The sequence below is a fragment of the Novosphingobium humi genome (genome assembly GCF_028607105.1).
Classification (GTDB): Bacteria; Pseudomonadota; Alphaproteobacteria; order Sphingomonadales; family Sphingomonadaceae; genus Novosphingobium; species Novosphingobium humi.
The window spans coordinates 641,787-661,266 of sequence record NZ_CP117418.1; the positions used below are offsets into that span (position 1 = coordinate 641,787).

General features: G+C 61.1%; 19 protein-coding genes. 7 read left to right on the forward strand and 12 right to left on the reverse strand.

Annotation, left to right across the window (positions count from 1 at the left end; genetic code table 11):
* Positions 1-126 precede the first annotated feature (126 nt).
* The 10 genes from PQ457_RS18745 to PQ457_RS18790 form a co-directional block, all read right to left on the reverse strand.
* Positions 127-1,107, reverse strand: coding sequence for an SLOG family protein (locus PQ457_RS18745; RefSeq protein WP_273620369.1), 981 nt, complete (start codon positions 1,105-1,107; stop codon positions 127-129).
* Between the two features lie 347 nt (positions 1,108-1,454).
* Positions 1,455-1,679 carry a DUF6117 family protein gene (locus tag PQ457_RS18750; protein WP_273620370.1) on the reverse strand — a complete coding sequence of 75 codons (225 nt, stop codon included), beginning with the start codon at positions 1,677-1,679 and terminating at the stop codon, positions 1,455-1,457.
* Between the two features lie 71 nt (positions 1,680-1,750).
* Complete coding sequence (locus PQ457_RS18755) at positions 1,751-2,761, reverse strand: DUF2493 domain-containing protein (RefSeq protein WP_273620371.1); 1,011 nt, start codon at positions 2,759-2,761, stop codon at positions 1,751-1,753.
* A gap of 78 nt (positions 2,762-2,839) precedes the next feature.
* Positions 2,840-3,121, reverse strand: coding sequence for a hypothetical protein (locus tag PQ457_RS18760; protein ID WP_273620372.1), 282 nt, complete (start codon positions 3,119-3,121; stop codon positions 2,840-2,842).
* 88 nt (positions 3,122-3,209) lie between these two features.
* Positions 3,210-3,680 carry a DUF736 domain-containing protein gene (locus tag PQ457_RS18765; protein ID WP_273620373.1) on the reverse strand — a complete coding sequence of 157 codons (471 nt, stop codon included), beginning with the start codon at positions 3,678-3,680 and terminating at the stop codon, positions 3,210-3,212.
* A gap of 518 nt (positions 3,681-4,198) precedes the next feature.
* Positions 4,199-5,275, reverse strand: a complete 1,077-nt coding sequence (locus tag PQ457_RS18770; protein ID WP_273620374.1) for a DUF5983 family protein — start codon at positions 5,273-5,275, stop codon at positions 4,199-4,201.
* A 157-nt stretch (positions 5,276-5,432) separates the two neighbouring features.
* Complete coding sequence (locus PQ457_RS18775) at positions 5,433-5,645, reverse strand: hypothetical protein (protein ID WP_273620375.1); 213 nt, start codon at positions 5,643-5,645, stop codon at positions 5,433-5,435.
* Between the two features lie 100 nt (positions 5,646-5,745).
* Positions 5,746-6,942 (reverse strand): DUF932 domain-containing protein, encoded by a 1,197-nt coding sequence (locus PQ457_RS18780; RefSeq protein ID WP_273620376.1) that lies wholly within the window; start codon positions 6,940-6,942, stop codon positions 5,746-5,748.
* Positions 6,943-7,062: 120 nt separating this feature from the next.
* Positions 7,063-11,361 carry a strawberry notch-like NTP hydrolase domain-containing protein gene (locus PQ457_RS18785; RefSeq protein ID WP_273620377.1) on the reverse strand — a complete coding sequence of 1,433 codons (4,299 nt, stop codon included), beginning with the start codon at positions 11,359-11,361 and terminating at the stop codon, positions 7,063-7,065.
* Between the two features lie 219 nt (positions 11,362-11,580).
* Entirely contained in the window at positions 11,581-13,614 is a 2,034-nt protein-coding gene (locus tag PQ457_RS18790; RefSeq protein ID WP_273620378.1) for a ParB/RepB/Spo0J family partition protein, read from the reverse strand.
* 145 nt (positions 13,615-13,759) lie between these two features.
* On the opposite strand from PQ457_RS18790, the gene PQ457_RS18795 reads away from it, so the two are divergent.
* Positions 13,760-14,035 (forward strand): HU family DNA-binding protein, encoded by a 276-nt coding sequence (locus tag PQ457_RS18795; RefSeq protein ID WP_168605536.1) that lies wholly within the window; start codon positions 13,760-13,762, stop codon positions 14,033-14,035.
* 52 nt (positions 14,036-14,087) lie between these two features.
* Here PQ457_RS18795 and PQ457_RS18800 read toward each other — a convergent pair whose 3' ends face one another.
* On the reverse strand, positions 14,088-14,969 hold the full coding sequence (locus tag PQ457_RS18800) for a DUF7146 domain-containing protein (protein ID WP_273620379.1): 882 nt from the start codon (positions 14,967-14,969) through the stop codon (positions 14,088-14,090).
* A 10-nt stretch (positions 14,970-14,979) separates the two neighbouring features.
* The gene (locus PQ457_RS18805; RefSeq protein WP_273620380.1) at positions 14,980-15,474 is read right to left on the reverse strand and encodes a sigma factor-like helix-turn-helix DNA-binding protein; all 495 of its coding nucleotides are present in this window, start codon (positions 15,472-15,474) and stop codon (positions 14,980-14,982) included.
* 269 nt (positions 15,475-15,743) lie between these two features.
* Between PQ457_RS18805 and PQ457_RS18810 the strand changes: the two genes are divergently transcribed.
* The 6 genes from PQ457_RS18810 (at position 15,744) to PQ457_RS18835 (ending at position 19,396) form a co-directional block, all read left to right on the forward strand.
* The gene (locus PQ457_RS18810; RefSeq protein ID WP_273620381.1) at positions 15,744-16,319 is read left to right on the forward strand and encodes a helix-turn-helix domain-containing protein; all 576 of its coding nucleotides are present in this window, start codon (positions 15,744-15,746) and stop codon (positions 16,317-16,319) included.
* A gap of 63 nt (positions 16,320-16,382) precedes the next feature.
* A complete protein-coding gene (locus tag PQ457_RS18815; protein ID WP_273620382.1) occupies positions 16,383-16,727 on the forward strand; it encodes a hypothetical protein in 345 nt (114 codons plus the stop codon).
* Positions 16,728-16,777: 50 nt separating this feature from the next.
* Positions 16,778-17,251 (forward strand): hypothetical protein, encoded by a 474-nt coding sequence (locus PQ457_RS18820; protein WP_273620383.1) that lies wholly within the window; start codon positions 16,778-16,780, stop codon positions 17,249-17,251.
* 48 nt (positions 17,252-17,299) lie between these two features.
* Complete coding sequence (locus tag PQ457_RS18825; RefSeq protein ID WP_273620384.1) at positions 17,300-18,043, forward strand: AbrB/MazE/SpoVT family DNA-binding domain-containing protein; 744 nt, start codon at positions 17,300-17,302, stop codon at positions 18,041-18,043.
* A complete protein-coding gene (locus PQ457_RS18830) occupies positions 18,033-18,434 on the forward strand; it encodes a type II toxin-antitoxin system VapC family toxin (protein WP_273620385.1) in 402 nt (133 codons plus the stop codon). The genes PQ457_RS18825 and PQ457_RS18830 overlap by 11 nt, the downstream gene beginning before the upstream one ends.
* A gap of 41 nt (positions 18,435-18,475) precedes the next feature.
* Positions 18,476-19,396: a nucleotidyltransferase domain-containing protein gene (locus tag PQ457_RS18835; RefSeq protein ID WP_273619362.1), complete on the forward strand. Its 921-nt coding sequence runs from the start codon at positions 18,476-18,478 to the stop codon at positions 19,394-19,396.
* Positions 19,397-19,480: the final 84 nt, after the last annotated feature.

The following is a 19,480-nucleotide window of genomic DNA, read 5'->3' on the forward strand; positions in this document are numbered from 1 at the left end:
AGGACGTAAAGCCGTCTTGCCACCGTGACGGACCCGCCTGCGGGTCCCTGAACGGGGGCAAGATTGACGCCAAAAAGAAAGACTAGGGCCAGCCCGGCAAACCGGACTGGCCCTCGCTGCGCAACGTCACTGCGCCTCCCACTGCTGATCGGCCAGCGTGACATAGCGTGCCGGCACCCGCTTATCCTTCACCAGCCGCGCAAGATGCGATTGCAGTCCGGAGCCTTCGCAAACCAGCGCCTCGACGGGTCGCAATCCCACCATCTGCTCGTTGCGGACAAACCCCGCCCGCTTACCCAGCTTGGCACTGAGGCGGAAGGTGATCAGCGTGACCTTGCGTGCCGCAGCCCATGCAGCTGCCATCGCGTCACACCCTTTGTCCTGTGCTGTGGTTGCCAGCAGCATCTGCGGATGACGGGCTTTCGCTTCGTCGAGCTTGCCCCAGATCAGCTTGTCATCGAACCAGCATTCCGCTCCGCCGGAGAAGATCACGATAGGACCTTGCGGGTTATGCGCGTCGATCCGGCGTTGGCGGCGCGCGGCGAGAAAGTCGGTGGAGGCAATGACCGAGGCGGTGCGCTTGCTCGACACCAGCGATCCCTTTGGCGCGGACCACGGACGCCCGGTTTCGGCATGAAAAATCTCGGCGGCATAATCTCTCATGCAGCGTAATGCCTCGGTTGCTTCATCCAGACATTCGAGCTTGTCGCGTGCCTGCTCCAGTTCGACGCTGTGGATTTCGCTGCCGTCGGCGCAACGCAGCAGGTCCTGTACCTCGCGCGTCGCCCTATCGGCTTGGCCCTCCCATTGGTCGGCAACGTGGTGAAAGCTGTTGACGATCCCCCAGGCGAGGCGTTCGGCGGCAGGCTGCAATCTGGTGTCCAGCAGCACATCGAAAAGCGTCGTCACGATGAGTTCGACAGCAAGCTGCGCGGCCCTCGGATCGGGCATGTCAGTCGTCATTTCCTCCTCGGCATGCCCGATCCGGATACCCTCAAGGTCGGAGGAGAAGGCAGCGTGGAAATCGTCGCTGGTCGTCGCCGTCTCCCGGGCGATAAATTCGGCGATGTCGGAAAATGCGCGGACGGAACGGTTGATCATGGTCATTGGAACCTCCTTTAGAATGGAAAGAGGTTCATCATTCGGCGCGGGCTCCGAGCGGCGGGGTCAAGGATCGCGCAGCGACCGGCGAAGCCGGCGATGGGGGTCACGATTTTTTGGGGCGGTCGCCACGGTGGCGATTGGGGCGCCATATCTGACCCGCCCCGAAAAATGGTGGGGCCCCGTCGTCCTTGAGGCCGTCGCGGTCCCGTGCCAGACTTGGACTTCTTGAGAGAGATAGGAGGCTTGAGAATCGGGGGCTCGATGCCCCCGATTCTCAAAACTTTGCCTCAGCGCCTGACCCTCGCTATTCCACTGGCTCCCTTCCGGCGGATCAGATCCGCGTCAGGACATTATGCCCCGGCTGGCGGCGGAATATAGGCAGCGAAGGGATCGCCATCGTGCAAATGGCCAAAGGGCGTGAAGAGGAATTCCTCTTTGTCGCGACCGACCGCGCACAGGACGTAACGCGGTTCACCCGTTGCCGCGTCGGTGCATTCCATCAGCGCCAGATCTCCGGCCTCGGCGGCACGCAGCAGGGTCTGAAAATTGCTTCGGTGATGCTCAGGTATCGCCATGGTTTCCTCCCATGAGAATGGGGGCGTAGCCCGGCTTCGCCCCCGACAAGGCCATCGGAAAATCGCGCGGATCAGGCCGGTTGGCGCACCTTCCGCCGCTGCGGTGGGATGATTGTTTCGACCGGCGCCTGATCGGCCTTACGGAAGGCATGGATCGGGACGCCTGCTTTGCGCAGCGCCTGATAGAGATTGGCCTGAATGCCCGATCCCTCGCCCAGCACCGCTTCAACCGGTTGCAGATCGACCAGCTTGCGGTTCCGCAGAAAAGGCGCGCCGCGTCCCGAACCCGTCAGGGAATAGGTTACGAGCTGCACCTCGCGGCTGCCCGCCCAGGACGCAACGATGGCATCGAAGCCGCGCCGCTGGGCTGTCGTTACCAGTGTCATATGCGGGATGCGTTCGAGGACTTTGTCCAACCGGTCCCAGATCGGTTGCCAGTCGTGCCATTCGGCATGCCCCGACGCGACGACAATCGGCCCACGGGGACGATAGCGCTCGCGATCCGCCAGTTCCCGCGCCCTCAGGAAATCCTTGATCGCCACCTGCGTCGCGGTGCTGACTTTCGAAACCCGCGATCCTCGCGCCGCTGACCATGGCCGCCCCGAGAGCACGCGGAACATTTCAGCGGCATAGTCGCGCATGCATTCCACCGCATCGCGCTGCTCGGTGAGCGACTGGCAAAGGAGTTGTTTCTCTTCCAGTTCGGTGTTGAACACCTCGGAGATGTCGCTGTGCCGAATCATCTCGCGCAGTTCATCGGCCAGCGCGTCCTCCTGCTTTTCGAGCTTGCCCGCGACATAATGAAAGCTGTTGACGAAGCCCCAGGCGATCTCGGCTGCGAGCGCATCAAGACGGGTGTCGGTCAGCAGATCAAAGATCGTGGCGATGATCGCGGCGCAATCGGCTTGCGCATGCAGAGGATCGGGCATGTCATGCTCGCCGGGTTCATCGCCCGGCTGGATGATCGAAAGCGGTATCGGGTCGCCAAAGGCGCGCCTGAACTCAGGCGTGGCCGTCATTTCGGCGAAAAGTGCCGGCAGGTCGGTGAAGCGACTGACGCTTCGAGATTGACTATGAGCCATGAGGAAAACCCCTTCTCGATGAAACAGGAAAAGGGGCGTGAACGCCGGATGGCGCACGCCCCTTTGGGTGAAGCCGGATCAATGAGTCGTTTGCCGTGAACCCGGGCGAGGAACCGCGCGGATCAGAACAGCTCCGGCAATGTCGGATGCCAAAGGCGCCAAAGGCGTGCCTTCGAGCAGGTCATAGATCGCGGCGATAAGCTCGCCGCAGGTGACCCCGATCCATCGGTCATCCGGGCCATTCCGGGCAGAGGCCGTAGGTACAAACATATCCCTGAAGGCGGGACTGGCCATAATGGCATCGCACAGGGTCGCAATATCAACCAGCGGGTCAAGCCCGCGCAAAGAAGGAAGCGACATGGTCTCTCTCCTCATCCGGAGAAAAGAAAAAGGGCCGGGAAGGCTTTGACACCTCCCCGGCCCGAACCGAGTTTCGATCAGCGGGTGATCAGAACGGGTCTTCCTCGCCGAATGCCCCGCCGGCCTCGGTCAGTTCGCCGTTGCTGCCCGCCGTGCTTTCGCCGAACCCGCCCTGATCACGCATGCCACGATCATCATAATTGGTGCGGCTCACGCCCATGCTCCCGCCAAAATCGGAACGCATGGTGTCGCGACGCCAGGCGACCATGTAACCGCCGTGATCGGCCGGAAAGAGCGCGACCGGCAGCGGCTCGGGCAGGCTGGGATCATCGATATTGCCGGCGAGGAAAACCTCACCGGTACGCTTCGAGGCAGCCTCCCAAAGCGCGCCGACCTGAACCCAGCGGCGCGCGACATTGAGCGCGAGAATTTCATAGACCGGAGCCTTTTCGTTCTCGCTCTCCACCTTGCGCAGCCCGATGCGGGGAAGATCGATCGTGCGGGTGGCGATCGAGCCCGTCAGGCGGCCGTTCTGATTGAAAATTTCACCGATGTTCATCGTCTTGACCTTTCGAATGTCGCTCGAAATCCATTTTCCGGCGACACAATCCCCGCTCCTTCTCTCCTCTGGTTCCTGCCCTCTCCCCATGCGCCGCACGTCCGCCCGCAAGCGCACCGCTCTCCGCCAACACGGCACCCTGCCTGCCCCACAAACCGCCGCAGCCACCCCGTAACTCCGCGCAAATCCAAACCAAAAAGAGGGCCAGACGCAGAGCAAGGCGGCATGAAAGAGAGAATGCGCCTGAAGGCGCGGCGGCAGCCGCGCAAAGGCCGAGGCAGCGGGGATGAACAGGGAGAGGTTCCCATAGTATCCGCCTAAGACGAGCCAAGGAACCATGGTGAGCGGCACACGAAAGTGCGTTCGCGGTATTGCGGGCCATTCGCAGAAGGCGGCGGCCCGCACGGCGGATCAATAAGCGGACGCCGCGCGCAATCGCATCGCCTGCTTCGACCAGCCGCGCAATTTGATCGAACGGCACGCCGATCAGTCGGTATGCCTCCCTACAGCGGAACAACCTACCAATCATGAACCGGCAGAGCTTCGGCGCTATCGCCATCGCAATCGAGCAGCAGAAACCGAAAAGCACGTTCGCGGCCAAAAGCCATCAGTTTCAGCAGGTCATCCGGCAATCTGGCCTGCTGGGCCTGACCCGGAAGCCGGGTGGGTACGAACCAGCCATAGACGGAGGCGGCTATATCAATCGGCCGTTCGGTTGGCGGCCAGGCGGCCCATTCATCGAGCAGCCGCGCGGTCTGAACCGTCAGATGGGCGGTCGACAGCACACAATATCGCCCCTGCTCGATCGTCTCTGCCACAACGGTCTGAAGATGCGAGGCAGGAACAAGGCGGACCCGGTCCTTGATGTAACTTTCCGAAGGATGCCGGTCGAAATAGGCGGCTATGACCTCGCCGTCGTCCAGACCTTCAGAATCGCGCTCGTCACCGATCTCGCTCCACCATTCGCGGCAGAATGCCGCGATTTCTGCATCAAGGGACGCGCCATCCACCGCCACATGGAGGTTGGTCCCATGCCTGTGCTCAATCGCGGCGGCATGGATGTCTATCGGCCAGGGAAGGGACGAAAGGCTCAAAGCATCTTCACAAACCCCGATATCCTCGATCAAGGCGGCAAGGGCTGCGGCATCAAGGTCATCGGGCGTTTCAAGCGCTGCGCGCGCTCTGGCAAGCAGGGCAAGGTGATCGCGGTAACTCGCACAGGCAGGCGTGGAACCAACCGGGCCAGCCAGCGTCTGAACCTCTTCCACAGCACTTGACGCGGGGGTCTTCTCCCGGATCACAGGATTTCGAGGGTCCGACCAATCGATCGTCTCGACGATCCAACGGGGCACAAAGTCCCAATCGAAGGACAGAGGATAATCGTCTTCGCTCGCAGCCCAGGCGGCTTCGAGGGCATCCACCCAATTGACCACAACATAGCGCAGAGCCGACGTTCCCAGCGCGTCGAAGGATTTGCGCATCACCAGCGCCCGAGCGATTGCGTCAGGATCGGTGGTCGGACGATCGCGCAATTCGAGGATCGCTTCCCACAGGCAAGCGGCAGTCTCGAGATGGGATAGCGTATATTGTGCCATGGAGATAATTCCTCAGGCAGGCAGCGCAGCGCGCGCGGGCTCGGTAGCCGATGGGATCGACAACCATCGGCCCTTCGATCCGGAAAGAGCGAAGGACAAATGCCACGCCAGGCGCTGCGCTGACCGCGCCAGAATGAAAGGGCGCGCAGCTTCCGGATCAGACCGACCGAACGGTAGCAGCCCGGCGGAGACCCGGAATCCGCACGTTATCGTAAGCGCTGCCGACAGAAAGCTCGAGCGCCTGCAATTGCGCGGTGAACCAGGTGGTGGCCCGAACCGTGTAGGTTTCGGTGGCGAAGGGATCATCGTCGCTGAAAAAGGCGACATCGACGGTGAAGGATTGCAAAGGAATGGTCAAATGGGCGCGCATGGCGGCCTCCTTTCATGACAGATCATGACAAGGGCCATCCCGGCGCATCAGGCCGGAATGGGAAGCGAAAGGCAGGAAAAGCGGGAGAAGAACGGCGGGGTCAGAGCGCCTGTTCGAGCAGCTTCTTCGCCTTGCCTTCAAGTTCGAGCCGGCTGTCCTGATGCGGACGGGAACGCGCAACCGCCGTGATCCCCTGGACGAAGTCATAGAGGCTTTCGGGCGGGTGGCCCTCCTCGGCCAGTACGGTCTGGATGACTTTCGCCGTCTCGGCTTTGGAGAACCCCCTTCGGCGCAGAAACGTCTCGCGATCTTCGTCCTTGCGGGCAACGATGCGTTCGCGCGCAGCCTTGATGCCGGTGATGAAATGCTGCGGCGAGGAATCCGCGAAATGCTCCAGCGCGGGCGCTGCCTGATGGGCGAACCGGGCGGCGGCGAATTTCGAGTGACGGATGTTCACTTCCTCGAAATTTTCCAGCCCCCACAGGCACCGGTTGGCACATACGCCGCGCAGATAAAACGTCGCGATGCCAAGGGTTTTCGAGCCGACCTCGCTGTTCCAGGCGTAAAACCCGCGAAAGTAGAGATCCGGCTCGCCATTGGGCAATTTGCCCGCTTCGATAGGATGGGTGTCATCGACCAAAAACACGAACACATCCCGGTCCGAGGCATAGAGCGTCGTCGTTTCCCTGGTGATATCGACGAACGGGTTGTAGGTCATGCTCGACCATTGGATCGTCCCAGGAACTTTCCAGCGCGTATCGCCGACCCCATCACCGGCAAAAGCCATGATGGCCTGCACCAGTTCATGGTCCCAGATCCGCCCATAATCGGGGCCGGTCGCCGCGCGCAGTTCAGTGCGGCCGCCGTCTGTCTGCAGCAATTTTACCTGTTCGTCGCGATGGGTCATGAGGCCATGCTGGAGGTTGATCCCGGCAAGGGCAGCCGGAAGCTGGCGCAAATAGGAGGCAGGCGCGCCGACAAGGCTGGCCATCTGGCCAAAGGACCAGTTGGTCGGGGCAATCGGGCGCTCGTCACCCGGCGCCATCAGCATCAGGCGTTCGGGATTGTCGCTTTTGGCTTCAACCCGGATCGAACGGCTTTCGACGATGCGGGTGGAGGCCCGGTCAGCCCGCAGGCGCACGCTGTCATGGAGCGCGGAGAGCGAGAGGAATTTCTCATCATCGGGGCGTGAGAACCATTCAGATGATACCCGGCGGCTCATGCCTCCGCGTGACACATCGATACGATAGGGAGCCGACACGCCGGACGTGTCGCTCATGGGCTCAAGAGTCGCCATGGAAACTGTCTCCTTGAGATGCAGGGTGACAGGAACGCCATCGCTCCTGCCGCCCGCCTCACTCCCCCTCACCCCTTTCTATCGAGGCCCGTTCGCAAATCATGACCGCGACACGTCCCGTTACTGGACCGAAGCAATCGCCCGGAGGATTTCAACTACCTGATTGGGCGGCAAAAACAGCCTAGTCTTGAAGGCAAGAACCTCGCTGAACGCGCCGCAGGACTTGAGCCAGTTGCGGCGTTCAGGAGGATAGTCGCGGATTTCGAGGCGGTGGCTGCCGTTCACCAAGGCCGTTACCAGTCTGGCTCCTTCCAGCCCGGGGATTGCCACGCCTTCCACCGCTTCAGCGCCGCGCAGCAGCTCATCAGGTGTCAAAGCAAGAGCGCTGCCGTCCAGACCGAAGGCCTCCTGAAGCTTTCCAAGCGTGCGGGGATGGATGATGCGACCAAGAATCGTGACCTTCGCGCCATCATCGATCCGCCATACCCGGACATCGTCACTGGGCAATTTGTGCCAGACGGGCAAAAGGAGGCCGGTTGCGACATGGACGATTTCGATCTCAACCTGGGTCAAGGCCTCCTGACACTCCGCTTCCCATAGGGTCTCAAATTTATCGGGCTCGATAGAAGCCCAATGGCTCGCGGTCAGATCGGCCTCGCTTATGCGTGAGGAACCGGTCGGCCGCTCGAGCGATAGCATGGCAACGACACGCCCCTCCTCATCGGTGATCGACCATGAAGGCACCGCCAGAGCAACGCGTCCCGACCGCGCATTGCGCAAGAAGGCAACGCCCTCGCGGTTTCCCCAAATCCGCATCAGCCGGGTCCACCTCGTCACCCGAGGTTTGAGGTGCAACTCGAGATGGAGCAATCGGGTCTCGGCGCCGGTGCGCGGATCGGTCCGCAAACACTGGTCGGTCAATATGACGATCCTCTCGGCCCGGATCGTCTCGACGCCGACATCGAGCGTACCTGCCTCACGCGCGGCATCGGCCCGGGCCTGGATCAGGCCCATATATTCCTCGAAGATAGCGTCCTGAACCGCGATACGCAGCGCCAACAGCCTGTTCAGCCAACGCTGGATCGGTGGCAACCGTTCGAGCAGAATGCCTTCATCATCGACCAGTTTAAGACCGGTCATTTCCTGAAACGCGGCCAGTCTGACACTGGTCAGCTTGCCGCCGTGGAGTAGCCGGTACCACTGGGAGAGAGCCTCGCGTGCCAGGTCACTTTCCAGATTGTCCGATGGATCGAACATTCCCTGCCCTCCAGTCTGGCGCTGCCCGCGGGTCAGCGCGCCAAGACTGTCCAGCCGCCGCGCAATCGTCGAGATGGCACGCCGCTCACCTTTGCAATCGGTCACCACCGGGCGAAAGACCGGGGGAAAGGTCTGATTGGTGCGGTGGCTGCGCCCAAGTCCCTGGATCGCAACGTCAGCTCGCCAGCCCGGCTCGAGCAGGAAGTGGATGCGGCGTTTGTTCGCCGTTTTGCAAGATCGGTCCGCGTGATAGGAGCGTCCAGTGCCTCCGGCCGAACTGAAGACCAGGATGGGCTTGGTACCATCCATGAACAGGCTGGTTTCAGCAAGATTGGCCCGGGCGCTGCGTCTCTCAATGGCCTGCCCACCATCGGGTCTGACGACAAGGCGGCGCGAGCGGCCGGTGACTTCGGCAACGCGGTCGGTGCCAAAGTGGGCGATCAGCGTGTCGAGCGCGGCGGGCACCGCCGGCATGGCGCAAAGTTGCTCGATCAGTTCTTCACGTGCGGCGAGTGCTTCCTGGCTAAGCACAGGCTCGCCCAAAGCATCGACCATCGGTTCGGACTTGTCGGCGCCATCGCTCGTGCGGAACACCGCCATCTGGCGGACGGGAAAGGCATGGCGCAGATATTCGACAAGGATCTCGAGCGGCGAGACATCGAGAGACAGGTTGGCCCGTTCCTCTGCGGGCAGTTCGGCAAGCCGCCGCTCGAGAATGGCCTCGGCGGTTGTCACCAGCTGGATAACGGCGACCTGCCCCTTTGCGATTTCCTTTTCGATCTCGGGCAGCAGCGTCGGCATTTTCATGGCCACCAAAAGAGCCAGCCAAAACCGCTGTTTGGAACTTTCGAACCGGCTGAGCGCCGATCCCTTGGCGCGGGAATTGAGGGTCGCGCCCGATATGCGATCGACGATGTTTGTCGCCTTGAGCACCGATTCGAGATGCCGATGCACGATGGCCCATGCGTCCGCGAAGGCATCGTAAATGGCGATCTGCTCGGAGGTGAGCTGATGAACCAGCGGCTCATACTCGACACCGGCAAAGCTCAGAGCCCGCGCCGTGTACAGACCCATGGCTTTGAGGTCGCGAGCCACGATTTCCAAGGCAGCCACGCCGCCTTCCTCCATGGAAGACAGGAACAGATCGCGATCCGCAAAGGCGGTGCCCGGCCCCCAAAGGCCGAGACGAGAGGCATAGCTCAGATTTTCCGGCTTCGTCGCCCCGGTAGCTGATGCATAGAGCACGCAGGCTCGGGGCAAAGCATTTTGCAGGCGAACACCGGCCAACCCTTGCTCGGAGCCGCGCGCAGAACCAAACTCACTATCCGTGCCGGCAGCGTTGCCCATCTCATGGGCCTCATCGAAAACCAGGATCCCCTCGAAGTCCTCGCCTGCCCAGGCAATAATCTGTTGCAGCCGCGATTGCTTGTCATGGCGAGCGGACCGGAGGGCCGCATAGGTGAGAAACAAGATCCCGCTGGTCATGGTGATCGGGCTTCCAGGCGGAAAACCGTCGATCGGCTGGATATCGATGGGCAGCCCGCCCAGAGCGGAATGGTCTCTTCTGGCATCTTCTAAGAGGGCGGTTGAGCGACTCACCCAGATAGCCTTGCGATACCCTCGGTTCCAACGGTCGAAGATGCAGGCCGCCACCTCCCTTCCCTTGCCCACACCGGTGCCGTCACCGATGAAGAAGCCGGTGCGATAGATATGGCCATCGGCACGCTCTTCGAGGCGGTCGCCCGCGCTGTTGGGTAAAAACCGCCCGGGCAGATCGCGCGAGAATGCCTCGCCTGCAAGGATGACGGTTTCGAGTTGAGCATCCGACAGCGCTCTTATCGCGCGGCGCTGGAGCAAGGGGCGATGCATCGGCGCGGGCGGCGGGATCGACGCCATGGCGATCGATTCGACAAGATCGTCGGGATGCGACGCCACCTCGGGGATCGCAATCCGTGCCAGACGCCAGGGCGAATAGATGCCGACCGGCTCACCAGGCGCAAGTGGCGCGTCGAGGAGCTGATAGACCAGAGGTTCAGGCAGGTCACTTTCTGCTAAGATGCGGGACGGCGGCACCAGTCGACGAGACGGAGTCTTGCCGATCAAAGCGGCAGGTGATGGACGAAATGCGTGTGACGGACGCGATGAGGGCGCTGGGCGGGCGATGGTCACCGCCGTGGGCGGAGGCAGCGGATTTCCCGAACCCAATCTGGGCGGTATCGCCTGTACAAGAGGAAGCACATCATCGATCGTGTCCGCCTCGTAACGCTGGGGCTCGCCGGCCCAGCCTTTGTCGAAGACCAGCAAGTTTACCCCGATGGACGTTCCGTGTTTGGCATAGGGATGCCCGCAAATGGTGATTTCCGCGCGCGGCGGCACCATTTCGGTAACGGTGGCATAGCCCAGCACAGCCGCCCCGCCGGCTGCGAAATTGGGCGGCATGATCGCCACGCACCGCCCGCCCGGCGCAAGTCTGGCGAGGGCCGCTCGCAGATGGCGGGCGCCGGCATGTTGATCCACGCCGCGTCCGGCGCTGCGGCTGAAGGGCGGGTTGATCAGGATAAGTGTCGGGCGCGGTGAGGCCGAGATGAGATCGCCGATATGCTCGCCATCGTGGCGGGTGACTTTCTGATCGAGGATGCGGCCAAGAAGATCGGCGCGCCTGCCATCAAACTCATTGAGCATGACTTCCGCGCCCACCCGCAGCATATGGACGGCCAGCATGCCGGTCCCAGCCGATGGTTCGAGCCCGATATCATCGGGGCGAGCTTGCCCGGCGAGCGCGGCAAGCCAGGCAAGGCGCAAAGGCGTGCTGAATTGCTGAAATTTGACCTGATGCTCGGAGCGATAGGTCTGTGTCGGCAGGGCGCGTTCGAAAGCGGTCAGCCTGGTGAAGATTTCAGCCGGAGACGCATGGTCAACCAACGGGCAATCGGGCTGCGCGAGCATCAGCACCTGGGCCGCTTCGAGGGCGTCATAGGCATCGCGCATGGACCAGACACCATCGGCATCGTCAGAGCCAAAGGCTTCGATCATAAGACGCTTGAGGTACTGGCGCGTGACGGTTCCTCCGCCGCGCCAGCGTAGAACTAGAGATTGCGCAGCCCCGTACAGACGCGACGCCGTATCGGTCGCCGGCAACAGGGCAAGCTGGGGAATATTCATGAGCCACCTCGAAAAGACACAGAACCGTTCTCATCCGCCTCTGCAGGGCGCGCCGACCGGCATCCGCCCCTGATTGAGCAAGGCTCAAAGCAGGCACGGAAATTTGCGAAGAATCGGTGAGAAAGCAGGTCACGACAGCATGTCGGTGTTGGACCGTCATTTGGTCCAGCACCGGGTTAAAGCCGGGAGCAGAGGATCAATCCTGCCCCCGGCTCGTGTTCAGGCAGCCTGCTCGAAGTCTGCGTCGTCGGCGCTCGCAGCCTCATCAGGCGCCGCCATCAGCTCCATGTCGTCAGGCATCAGCGCCTCGCCATCAACCTCTGCCGGGCCAAAGCGCATGCCGTCGGGAAGCCATGCAAGGGCGCGCTTGAGGTAATCGTGTTCGACCACGACATTTCCGCTGAACAGCCGCTCGGCCGATGCGGCGAGGTCATGCTTTTTCGAACCGGAGTAACGGACACGCAGGTCTGCGCCGCCGATCTCTTCGAAGAGGGCAAGGATACCCGGCTTGGTCAGCTTGTCGAAATAGGTGAGCGCCGTCGGTCGCCACCAGGCGGCCACGTCAATGCCAAGTTTGCGGCCAAGATGATTGAGAAAGCCGGCACCATGGCGGTCCTCGGGAACAGCATGGAGGGTGCGGGCGATGGCCCAACCGAACCAGGCGGATCGCGCCTCCTCATCAAGGGCGCAAAAGGCATCATAACGCTCCTCAATGGCCTTATGCGAGGCCCAGCTACGATCAAGCGCCTCATCCAGTCTGGTCCATTCAGCAGCGGCCGATGTTTCCGGCTTGAAATCGCCAAGAAGCCGAGGCGCGGCGGATGCCCGAAGCTCACTCGGAATGTCATAGGCCGCATAGCGGCATTCCCGGTCCACCATGATGAACGTGCCCAGATCGAGCGCGAAGGCCGGGTCACTTGCCACATGGACGGCCAGCAGTTCGGTCTTCATCATGGCCAGCATGTCGCGCAGGCGCTGGCTGATGGCAGGCCGATCATCCTCGGTGGTGTCAGCATCCTGAGTCCCATCGACCGGTTCTTCATCGCCGTCGTCCTCGTTGCCGTCCTCGGCGCCATCACCTTCGTCTTCGGTAACCGGCGCAACATAGAGCTGGTGATGCACATGCGGCGTTCCGTCGGCGCCGAGCATGATATAGGCCAGCGCGGAGGCCTTCTGCTCGGGGGCAACCACCGGAACCCGCTCGACGATCGCGGCCAGTTCGTCCTGAAGCGAGGTGTAGCGCGCTTCATCGTCGGCCTCGGGCTCATAATCCGCGTCCTCGTAAAGCTGCTCGATCACGGTAATTTCCTGCTCGATCTCCTGCTTGCGGTTTTCTTCCTCATCCGTCAGCGGTGCAGCAACCCCTGTGATCGGCTCGAGCGCATAGGTCTCCATATAGGGGATACGCTGGCCGGTAACGATGCGAACCTCGCCGATCCCTTCGCGCTGCCGGATCAGTTCAGCCTCGGCGGCAAGCCGGGCCTCGGCCAGTTCATCAAGGATATGGGTATCGATCCAACGCTCGTCGGCGGCGGTCGAGAACAGATCCGCATCCTCGACGCGCCCGCCGGCGGCGATATAGGCATCCCGGCCCACCAGCAGCGCCTTGGGATCGCTCGCGCGGTAGCTGTATCCGTTGAGCGAGCGCCTGATTTCATTGACGTTATCGCGCGAATAGCTGTTGCGCAGCAGTTCCCAGACGGCGATCTGACGGCCTGTATCGGCGGTCGTTGCATAGGCCTTGGCAATATCGAGGGTGATCTCGTCACCTTCGAGCGCGTCAAAGATCGGTTCGGCCAGATTGGCGAGACGCAGGCGCCCAAGGACGAAGCGCTCTTCGATACCGAAACGTTTGGCGATCTCGGCCGGGGCGCGGCCCTCGACTTCGAGCAGATCACGAAAGGCCCGGCATTCCTCGGCCGGGTTCATCTGCAAGCGATCAAAATTTTCAGCAAGGCTGATCTCGCGCCCGTCTTTGGCGTTGGACAGGATTTGAACGGGAACCTCGTAATCGGCTGGAAGCAGGGATTTTTCGATAAGGCGGTGAATGGCATCGAGCCGGCGCCCGCCCGCCGTGATCCGATATTGCCCCTTCTTGCGCGCGACTGGCACAGCCACCAGATTCTGCAAAAGACCGTGGCTGGCGATGCTGGCTTCCAGTTCCGCATCGGCGCGGGGATCGGTCCGCTTGCGCACATTGACCGGCGATTTGGCAAGATTGGCTGCCGGTAGGAAGATGATGGACTTAGACATACCATGAACTCCGGTGTGGCGACCCGGACATCGAACCGCCTGTCTGGCCCCTCCCCCTTCCCCCTTTGATCGCGACGTTTGCGCAGTGACGCCGGGCAGCCTGCTCGCTAAAAAGCCGCAGAATCAAAAAAGCAGGAGAATTTGAATGAACAATGCCGAACTCGCCGAAGCCGTCGCCGGGGCCAATGGGCTGACCAAGGCCGACGCGCGCAAGCTGGTCGATGCCGTGTTTGGGGTGATCGCCGATGCGGCTGCCAATGGCGACGAGATCGCGCTCAGCGGTTTTGGAAAGTTCAAGGTCAAGGAAACGCCGGAGCGTGAAGGCCGCAATCCCTCGACCGGCGAGACTATCACGATCAAGGCTTCGAAGAAGCTGGGCTTCACGCCCGCCAAGGCCGTCAAGGACCGCCTCAACGGCTAATGGCTTGCGCTGCCCTGCATGATCCAGTGCAGGGCAGCGCCCATCGCATTCATCAGGCCATCTGAGATCTGGCCAGCAAAACCTCCGCCCAATCGTTGTGCGGCGCCGGCGGCCATAAGCTCTCGATTTCCAGACCCGGGCGCTGGTAAGCAAGGCGCGCCTGCCGGTCAGCCTCCAGGCCCGCTGCATCGCGGTCGAACAAGAGTATGAGGCGATCGAGCCCTTGTGGCAGCAATAGATGGCCTGCCCGTTCGGTGCCAAGCGTCGCCCAAACCGGTATGCCATGAAGTTGCATGGCCGCGAGCGCGGTTTCTATGCCTTCCGCCAGCCCCAGCAACGAGGCCGCCAGTGCAAGCTGAACCGCGCCGCGACCGGGACGTCCGAGCATCATCCGAGAGGTGGCGAGATCCCTCGCTTTTGACGCCGTTCCAGGCTCGATAAAGGTGCGGTGAACCGCCGTGATCCGATTGCCCTCCCTTACAGCTGCGATCATGGCCGGACGAAAAACAACGGCCCTACCCCGGCCCAGCGGCGTGCGCGCATTGTAACGCAGGTCATGCCAGGGCGGCCTGAGCAGGCGGTTGCACAGATAGGCCTGCGCCAGGCTTCCGATCAGCGGAAGGGAGCCGTCCCATAGCCGTTTTACCACGCCCGGCGTCGCCTCGACCCGCTTGGCCTTCATGGATGGCTCGGGAAGGCGGCTGTCCGGCAAGGGCAAATGTATCCGTCGGATCGCACGCAGCACATTGGCGGTGTCGCAACCGGCAAAGCATTTGAAGAGCAAGGCACGTTCGCCGACCCGGATCGAAAGGCTGGGGTTATGGTCGTCATGCGCGGGGCACAGGCAGAGCCCCTGCCCGTTTTGCCACAGGCCGCCCAGTTCCTTGACCAATTGCGCGCCATGCGCGTCGAGCAGGAGAGACCTGTCGGACATTTTACAGCCCTCAGTCCTCGTTGACGGCGGCATCGATCAACGCCAGGGCAGCCGCAAGTTCGCGCTGGACATCGGCAAGGGCAATCCCGAGGCGATCTGCAATGGCATCGTAGAGCAACGCATCGCGAGCATGGGCGAGAAAAACCGCCTGCCTGATCGTCGAAAGAGCTTCGATGGCCCGGCCCAATTTATCGATCCTCAAGGCCAGATTCGCCTCGATGTCCTGCGAATCGACCCGCATCCAGCCCCTGACCCAGACCGCATTTTTTGCCTCTTCGACGATTCGTTCGTCAGCATCGATCCGAAAAGGCAATGTTTCATCCACCTTACTTCGCGCAACCGCGATGGCAGGATGCGGCTCGCCCTCGAAGCGGCCAAGAACGGTTTCAAGACGCGATTGCAGCTCTGACCATAGCTGCGCTTTGCTGTCCGGCCGTTGGGGTTGATGGATAGCCATGGCCGCGCCAATTTCGCGCAACAGTGTAAGCAGTTCAAAGGTGGTCATGGTCAGGGACTCCGTCGCCAAGCGAGTTACGGCGGCTCCTCCCCTCTCCCCTTCATTCTGCCGCAATGCGCTAAACCACGCCGCCCAAAGCGTGCGGCATCGCGATCAGACAATTGCGCAAGAGTGTCAAATTGCTGTAATGCAGCACAAACAATTCATTGAATTTATGTCATGATCGTTCTGGGCCTGCCCCGCGAGGCCAGGTAAATGACTTCGCCAACTGCGCTCGTCGCCCTCAGCGGTCTGGTCTCCCGGCTTAGGAGGGCGCGATGCAAAATGACCGCATTCAGCTGTTCGTGGAAAGCAACAGGGAACGATTGCAGCAACTGACTTCGCGTCAGCAGGATTGCCTGCGCCTGGTTGCCAAGGGGTATCTCACCAAGGAAATTGCGGCCATGCTCGGCATCTCAGAGAGCCGGGTCTATAAGCATGTCCTGTCCGCCTGCCGCCATCTTGGGGTGCAGAACCGCGGCGAAGCCGGCCGGGTGTTTGCCGAATGGGAGGCACAAACCTCCCCTTCTGCAGGGGGGCAGTCAATGGGCGCCCATTTTCTGGACCTTTCCAAACCGACCGATTCAGCATTCTCTGATCCCGTCTCGAAAGACACGGACGACACCATCATCGTCGACGCCCTGCCGGCTCAGCAACAGGACATACATTCCGTTGCTGTTCTCAGGCCGGCAATGCTCGATCTGGTGCCGCTCCGTCTGAACGGGAGAAAAGCCAATGATCTGAGTGCGAGTAGAACCCTCATCGTCATCGCAGCCGTGACCGTCGGTATCATCGTTACGGTCGGTTCTGCTGTATCGCTGCTTTCCGGGCTGAGCAGTCTGCTTCGCCCATAGGCCAGCCCTTCCATCATCATCCAACACAATCCGTTCCTTCAGCAGGAACGGGGAGGAGAAACCATGCGTGCTCAACGCCTAGCCATTGCCCAAACGGTAGCCGAACGGCTCTTTGCCGCAGAAACTGCCCTCGATATCGCTCTCGCCCGTATCGCGGAACTCAATGCCGCCCTCCCGCTTGCCCGACTCGATGGAGGGATTTCCGCCATTGTCGGACAGGAAGCTATCCTGAGCTCTGCATCCGCTATGATGCTCGTTGCTGAAACCCGCGAAAAGATCGTCGCGACCCATGCCAATCTCAAACAGGCGAGCGACGACATCGGTCTGCGCGAAGTCAGCTATGGCGATCTGGTCAAACCGGGCAAAGTTGAACCCCTTGATGTGGGACATCATCTGCGGGTTGCCTGATGCCTGTCAGGGTTCCCTGACACCGATTTCCATAATGGTTCAGGTTCAATATGACGAGACATGTCGCATTCCTCATCCTGCTGATCGCCAGCAGTCTTTACGCGGCCATGCGGGGTGGCCGACCCGAGCAAATCGGGGCGGCTACTCTGTTTGGCGGAGCCTGGGCCAGTGTATTTGCGGCCGATCCGACCAGAGCACACTTTCGCCAGCTCGAGACCGGAATCCTGATAATCGACATGGTGCTGCTGGCCATTTTTCTATGGCTTGCCATTCGCAGCACACGGTTCTGGCCCATATGGGTGGCCGCCCTGCTGCAGGCCGAAGTGTTCATCCATGTCGGCCAGATCGTTGTTCCAGCGGCAGGATGGAAAGCCTACATGAATGCCCTGGCGGTATGGGGGTGGGTCGCGCAGATCGTCCTGATCGTCGCAACCTGGCGCCATCGTCAGCGCCTCGCACAACAAGGCAGCGATGCGTCGTGGAAGGGGGGCCCAGCATCCCGGCCTCCCATACAGCGAGGTTGATCCCCCTGCCCGCGACCGTTCCGATATCGACAAAAGCGGAGTGTCCTTATGACGGTGATGTCGAACTCGAATGACGTCCAGCCCGCAAGCCTTTGGTCGGCAAGCTCACGCGCGCTGGTATGCCGGGCCTTCCTGCGGGTCGAGAAGGTCATCCTCGAAAGCCTGGGGCCGCTGCTTTCCGCAAGGCAATATGTTGCGCTCCTCTTCGAGGTCTATCTCGCCGAAATCGAGGGGAAGACGCTCTATCAGGCCTGCCTGTCGACCGATGAAATCGTGTCGAAGCCGCATCGCCGCTCGGCCAGACTGGCTCAACTGGGAGCCCTCACTCGCGAGCCCAGTCTCGAGGATCATCGCCGAACGGATCTCCAGCTCACATGGAACAGCCGGGCCGCCCTCGACCGCGTGATCGACACGATTGTTGCCGCGAGCGCCGAAATCGCAATCGCCTTCCGTCAAGATCGGGGAGACGAGACCGACTTGCTACGAGGTATGCCATCATGGTACCATTTGCCAATCAGTACTCGATCCGGGACGATGGGCATGAACATCGCACGAGGTAAAGTCATTGCCGGTGGGCGTATCGCCCTGCCCGCAGAAATGCGTCGGGCTCTCGGCTTGCAAAATGGCGATACGGTCCTTTTTGAATTGCAGGGTGATGAGGTACGCATCCGACCGGCCAGGTCCGCACTCAAGCGGGTTCAGGAGCGGCTAAAGGCCTTTGCCCCGACGGAAGGGTTCGTGTCGGAGGAACTGATCGCCCAGCGACGCGTTGAGGCAGCGCGTGACCGATAGCGCCCTCATTCCCACATTTGTCCTTGATGCCTCGGCGCTGCTTTGCCTGCTGTTCGACGAGCCCGGAGCCGATCGGGTTGAAGCCCGCTTGACCCGCGCCTTGGTATCGGCTGTGAATTACCATGAAGTGCTGGCCAAGCTGACGGATCGCGGCGTCGAAGCAGCCGAAGCCAAAGCGATGTTGGCAGAGCTCGATATCGACGTCATCGCGGTGGACCGCGATCAGGCCGATATTGGCGGGGAGATCCATCCGCTGGTCCGCGGTGTAGGACTGGGTCTGGGGGAGCGCTCCTGCCTCGCTCTGGCGCGATCACGTCAGGCCGTTGCCGTCACGGCAGATCGGCTCTGGGGAGATCTCGACATCGGGGTTTCTATCGAGGTGGTGCGGTGAGCGGCGCAATCGCCCGAAATGCAGGAATTGAGAACGAATAGATGCGCAGTGACCTCAATCATCTTCCGGCCGTCAAACAGCGCGAACTCGACCGCGTGGTAGAGATCCTGTTTCAGGGCTTTCGCGAAGCAACGCAGGAAGCGATCGGGCGCCGCAAATCAGCCCGGATCCTGAAGGTCATCCTGTTCGGCTCCTATGCCCGGGGCGATTGGGTCGATGCGCCCTTCGACGCAAACCAATATACCTCCGACTATGACATTCTGGTGATCGTTAATCAGAAGGAACTAACGGATCGCGCGGAATATTGGGAGGAAACCGAGCAACGGCTGTTTGACGCCTATCATGTCGAAAAGGTCATTCGCACGCCGATCAATTTCATTGTCCATTCGCTCCAGCAGGTGAATGATGGCCTATCCCATGGCCGACTTCTGTTCATGGAGATCGCAAAGGACGGGGTAATCCTCTACCAGTCCGATGATCGCTTGCTTGCGGAACCCAAGCCCAAAACACCTGAGCAGGCCTACCTCGCCGCCAAGGACTATTTTGAAGACAAGTTTACCGGGGCTATGCGGTGGTACGAAGGCGCTGAATTTTATCAGAACAAAGGCTATTTCGGTAACGCTGCCTTCCTTCTCCATCAGGCAACCGAAAACCTGTATAAATGTATGCTGCTGACGCTGACATTTTATGCCCCTCGTAATCCCAATATCGTGTTCTTGCGGGGCATTGCCGAAGGGCTGGAACGGAGCCTGTTCGACGCTTGGCCTCGCGGTACACATGCGCAGCGGGCGATGTATCAAAAGCTGAAGGACGCATACAGGAAGGCCCAGCATTCAAAGCATTTCGATATTTCTCCGGAGGAATTGAACTGGCTCCGGGAGCGGATTCAAGTGCTGGGGCAGAAAGTTCAGGAGATCTGCATCGCTCATATCGCAAAGCTCAGACAGGCAGCTGAAGTTTGAAATTGCCAGACGACCTGCGCCTCTGGATGGAGGCCGTTGGCTGTGTATTTGTTTCCGGCAATGCCATACCGTCGTTGCTGCAGG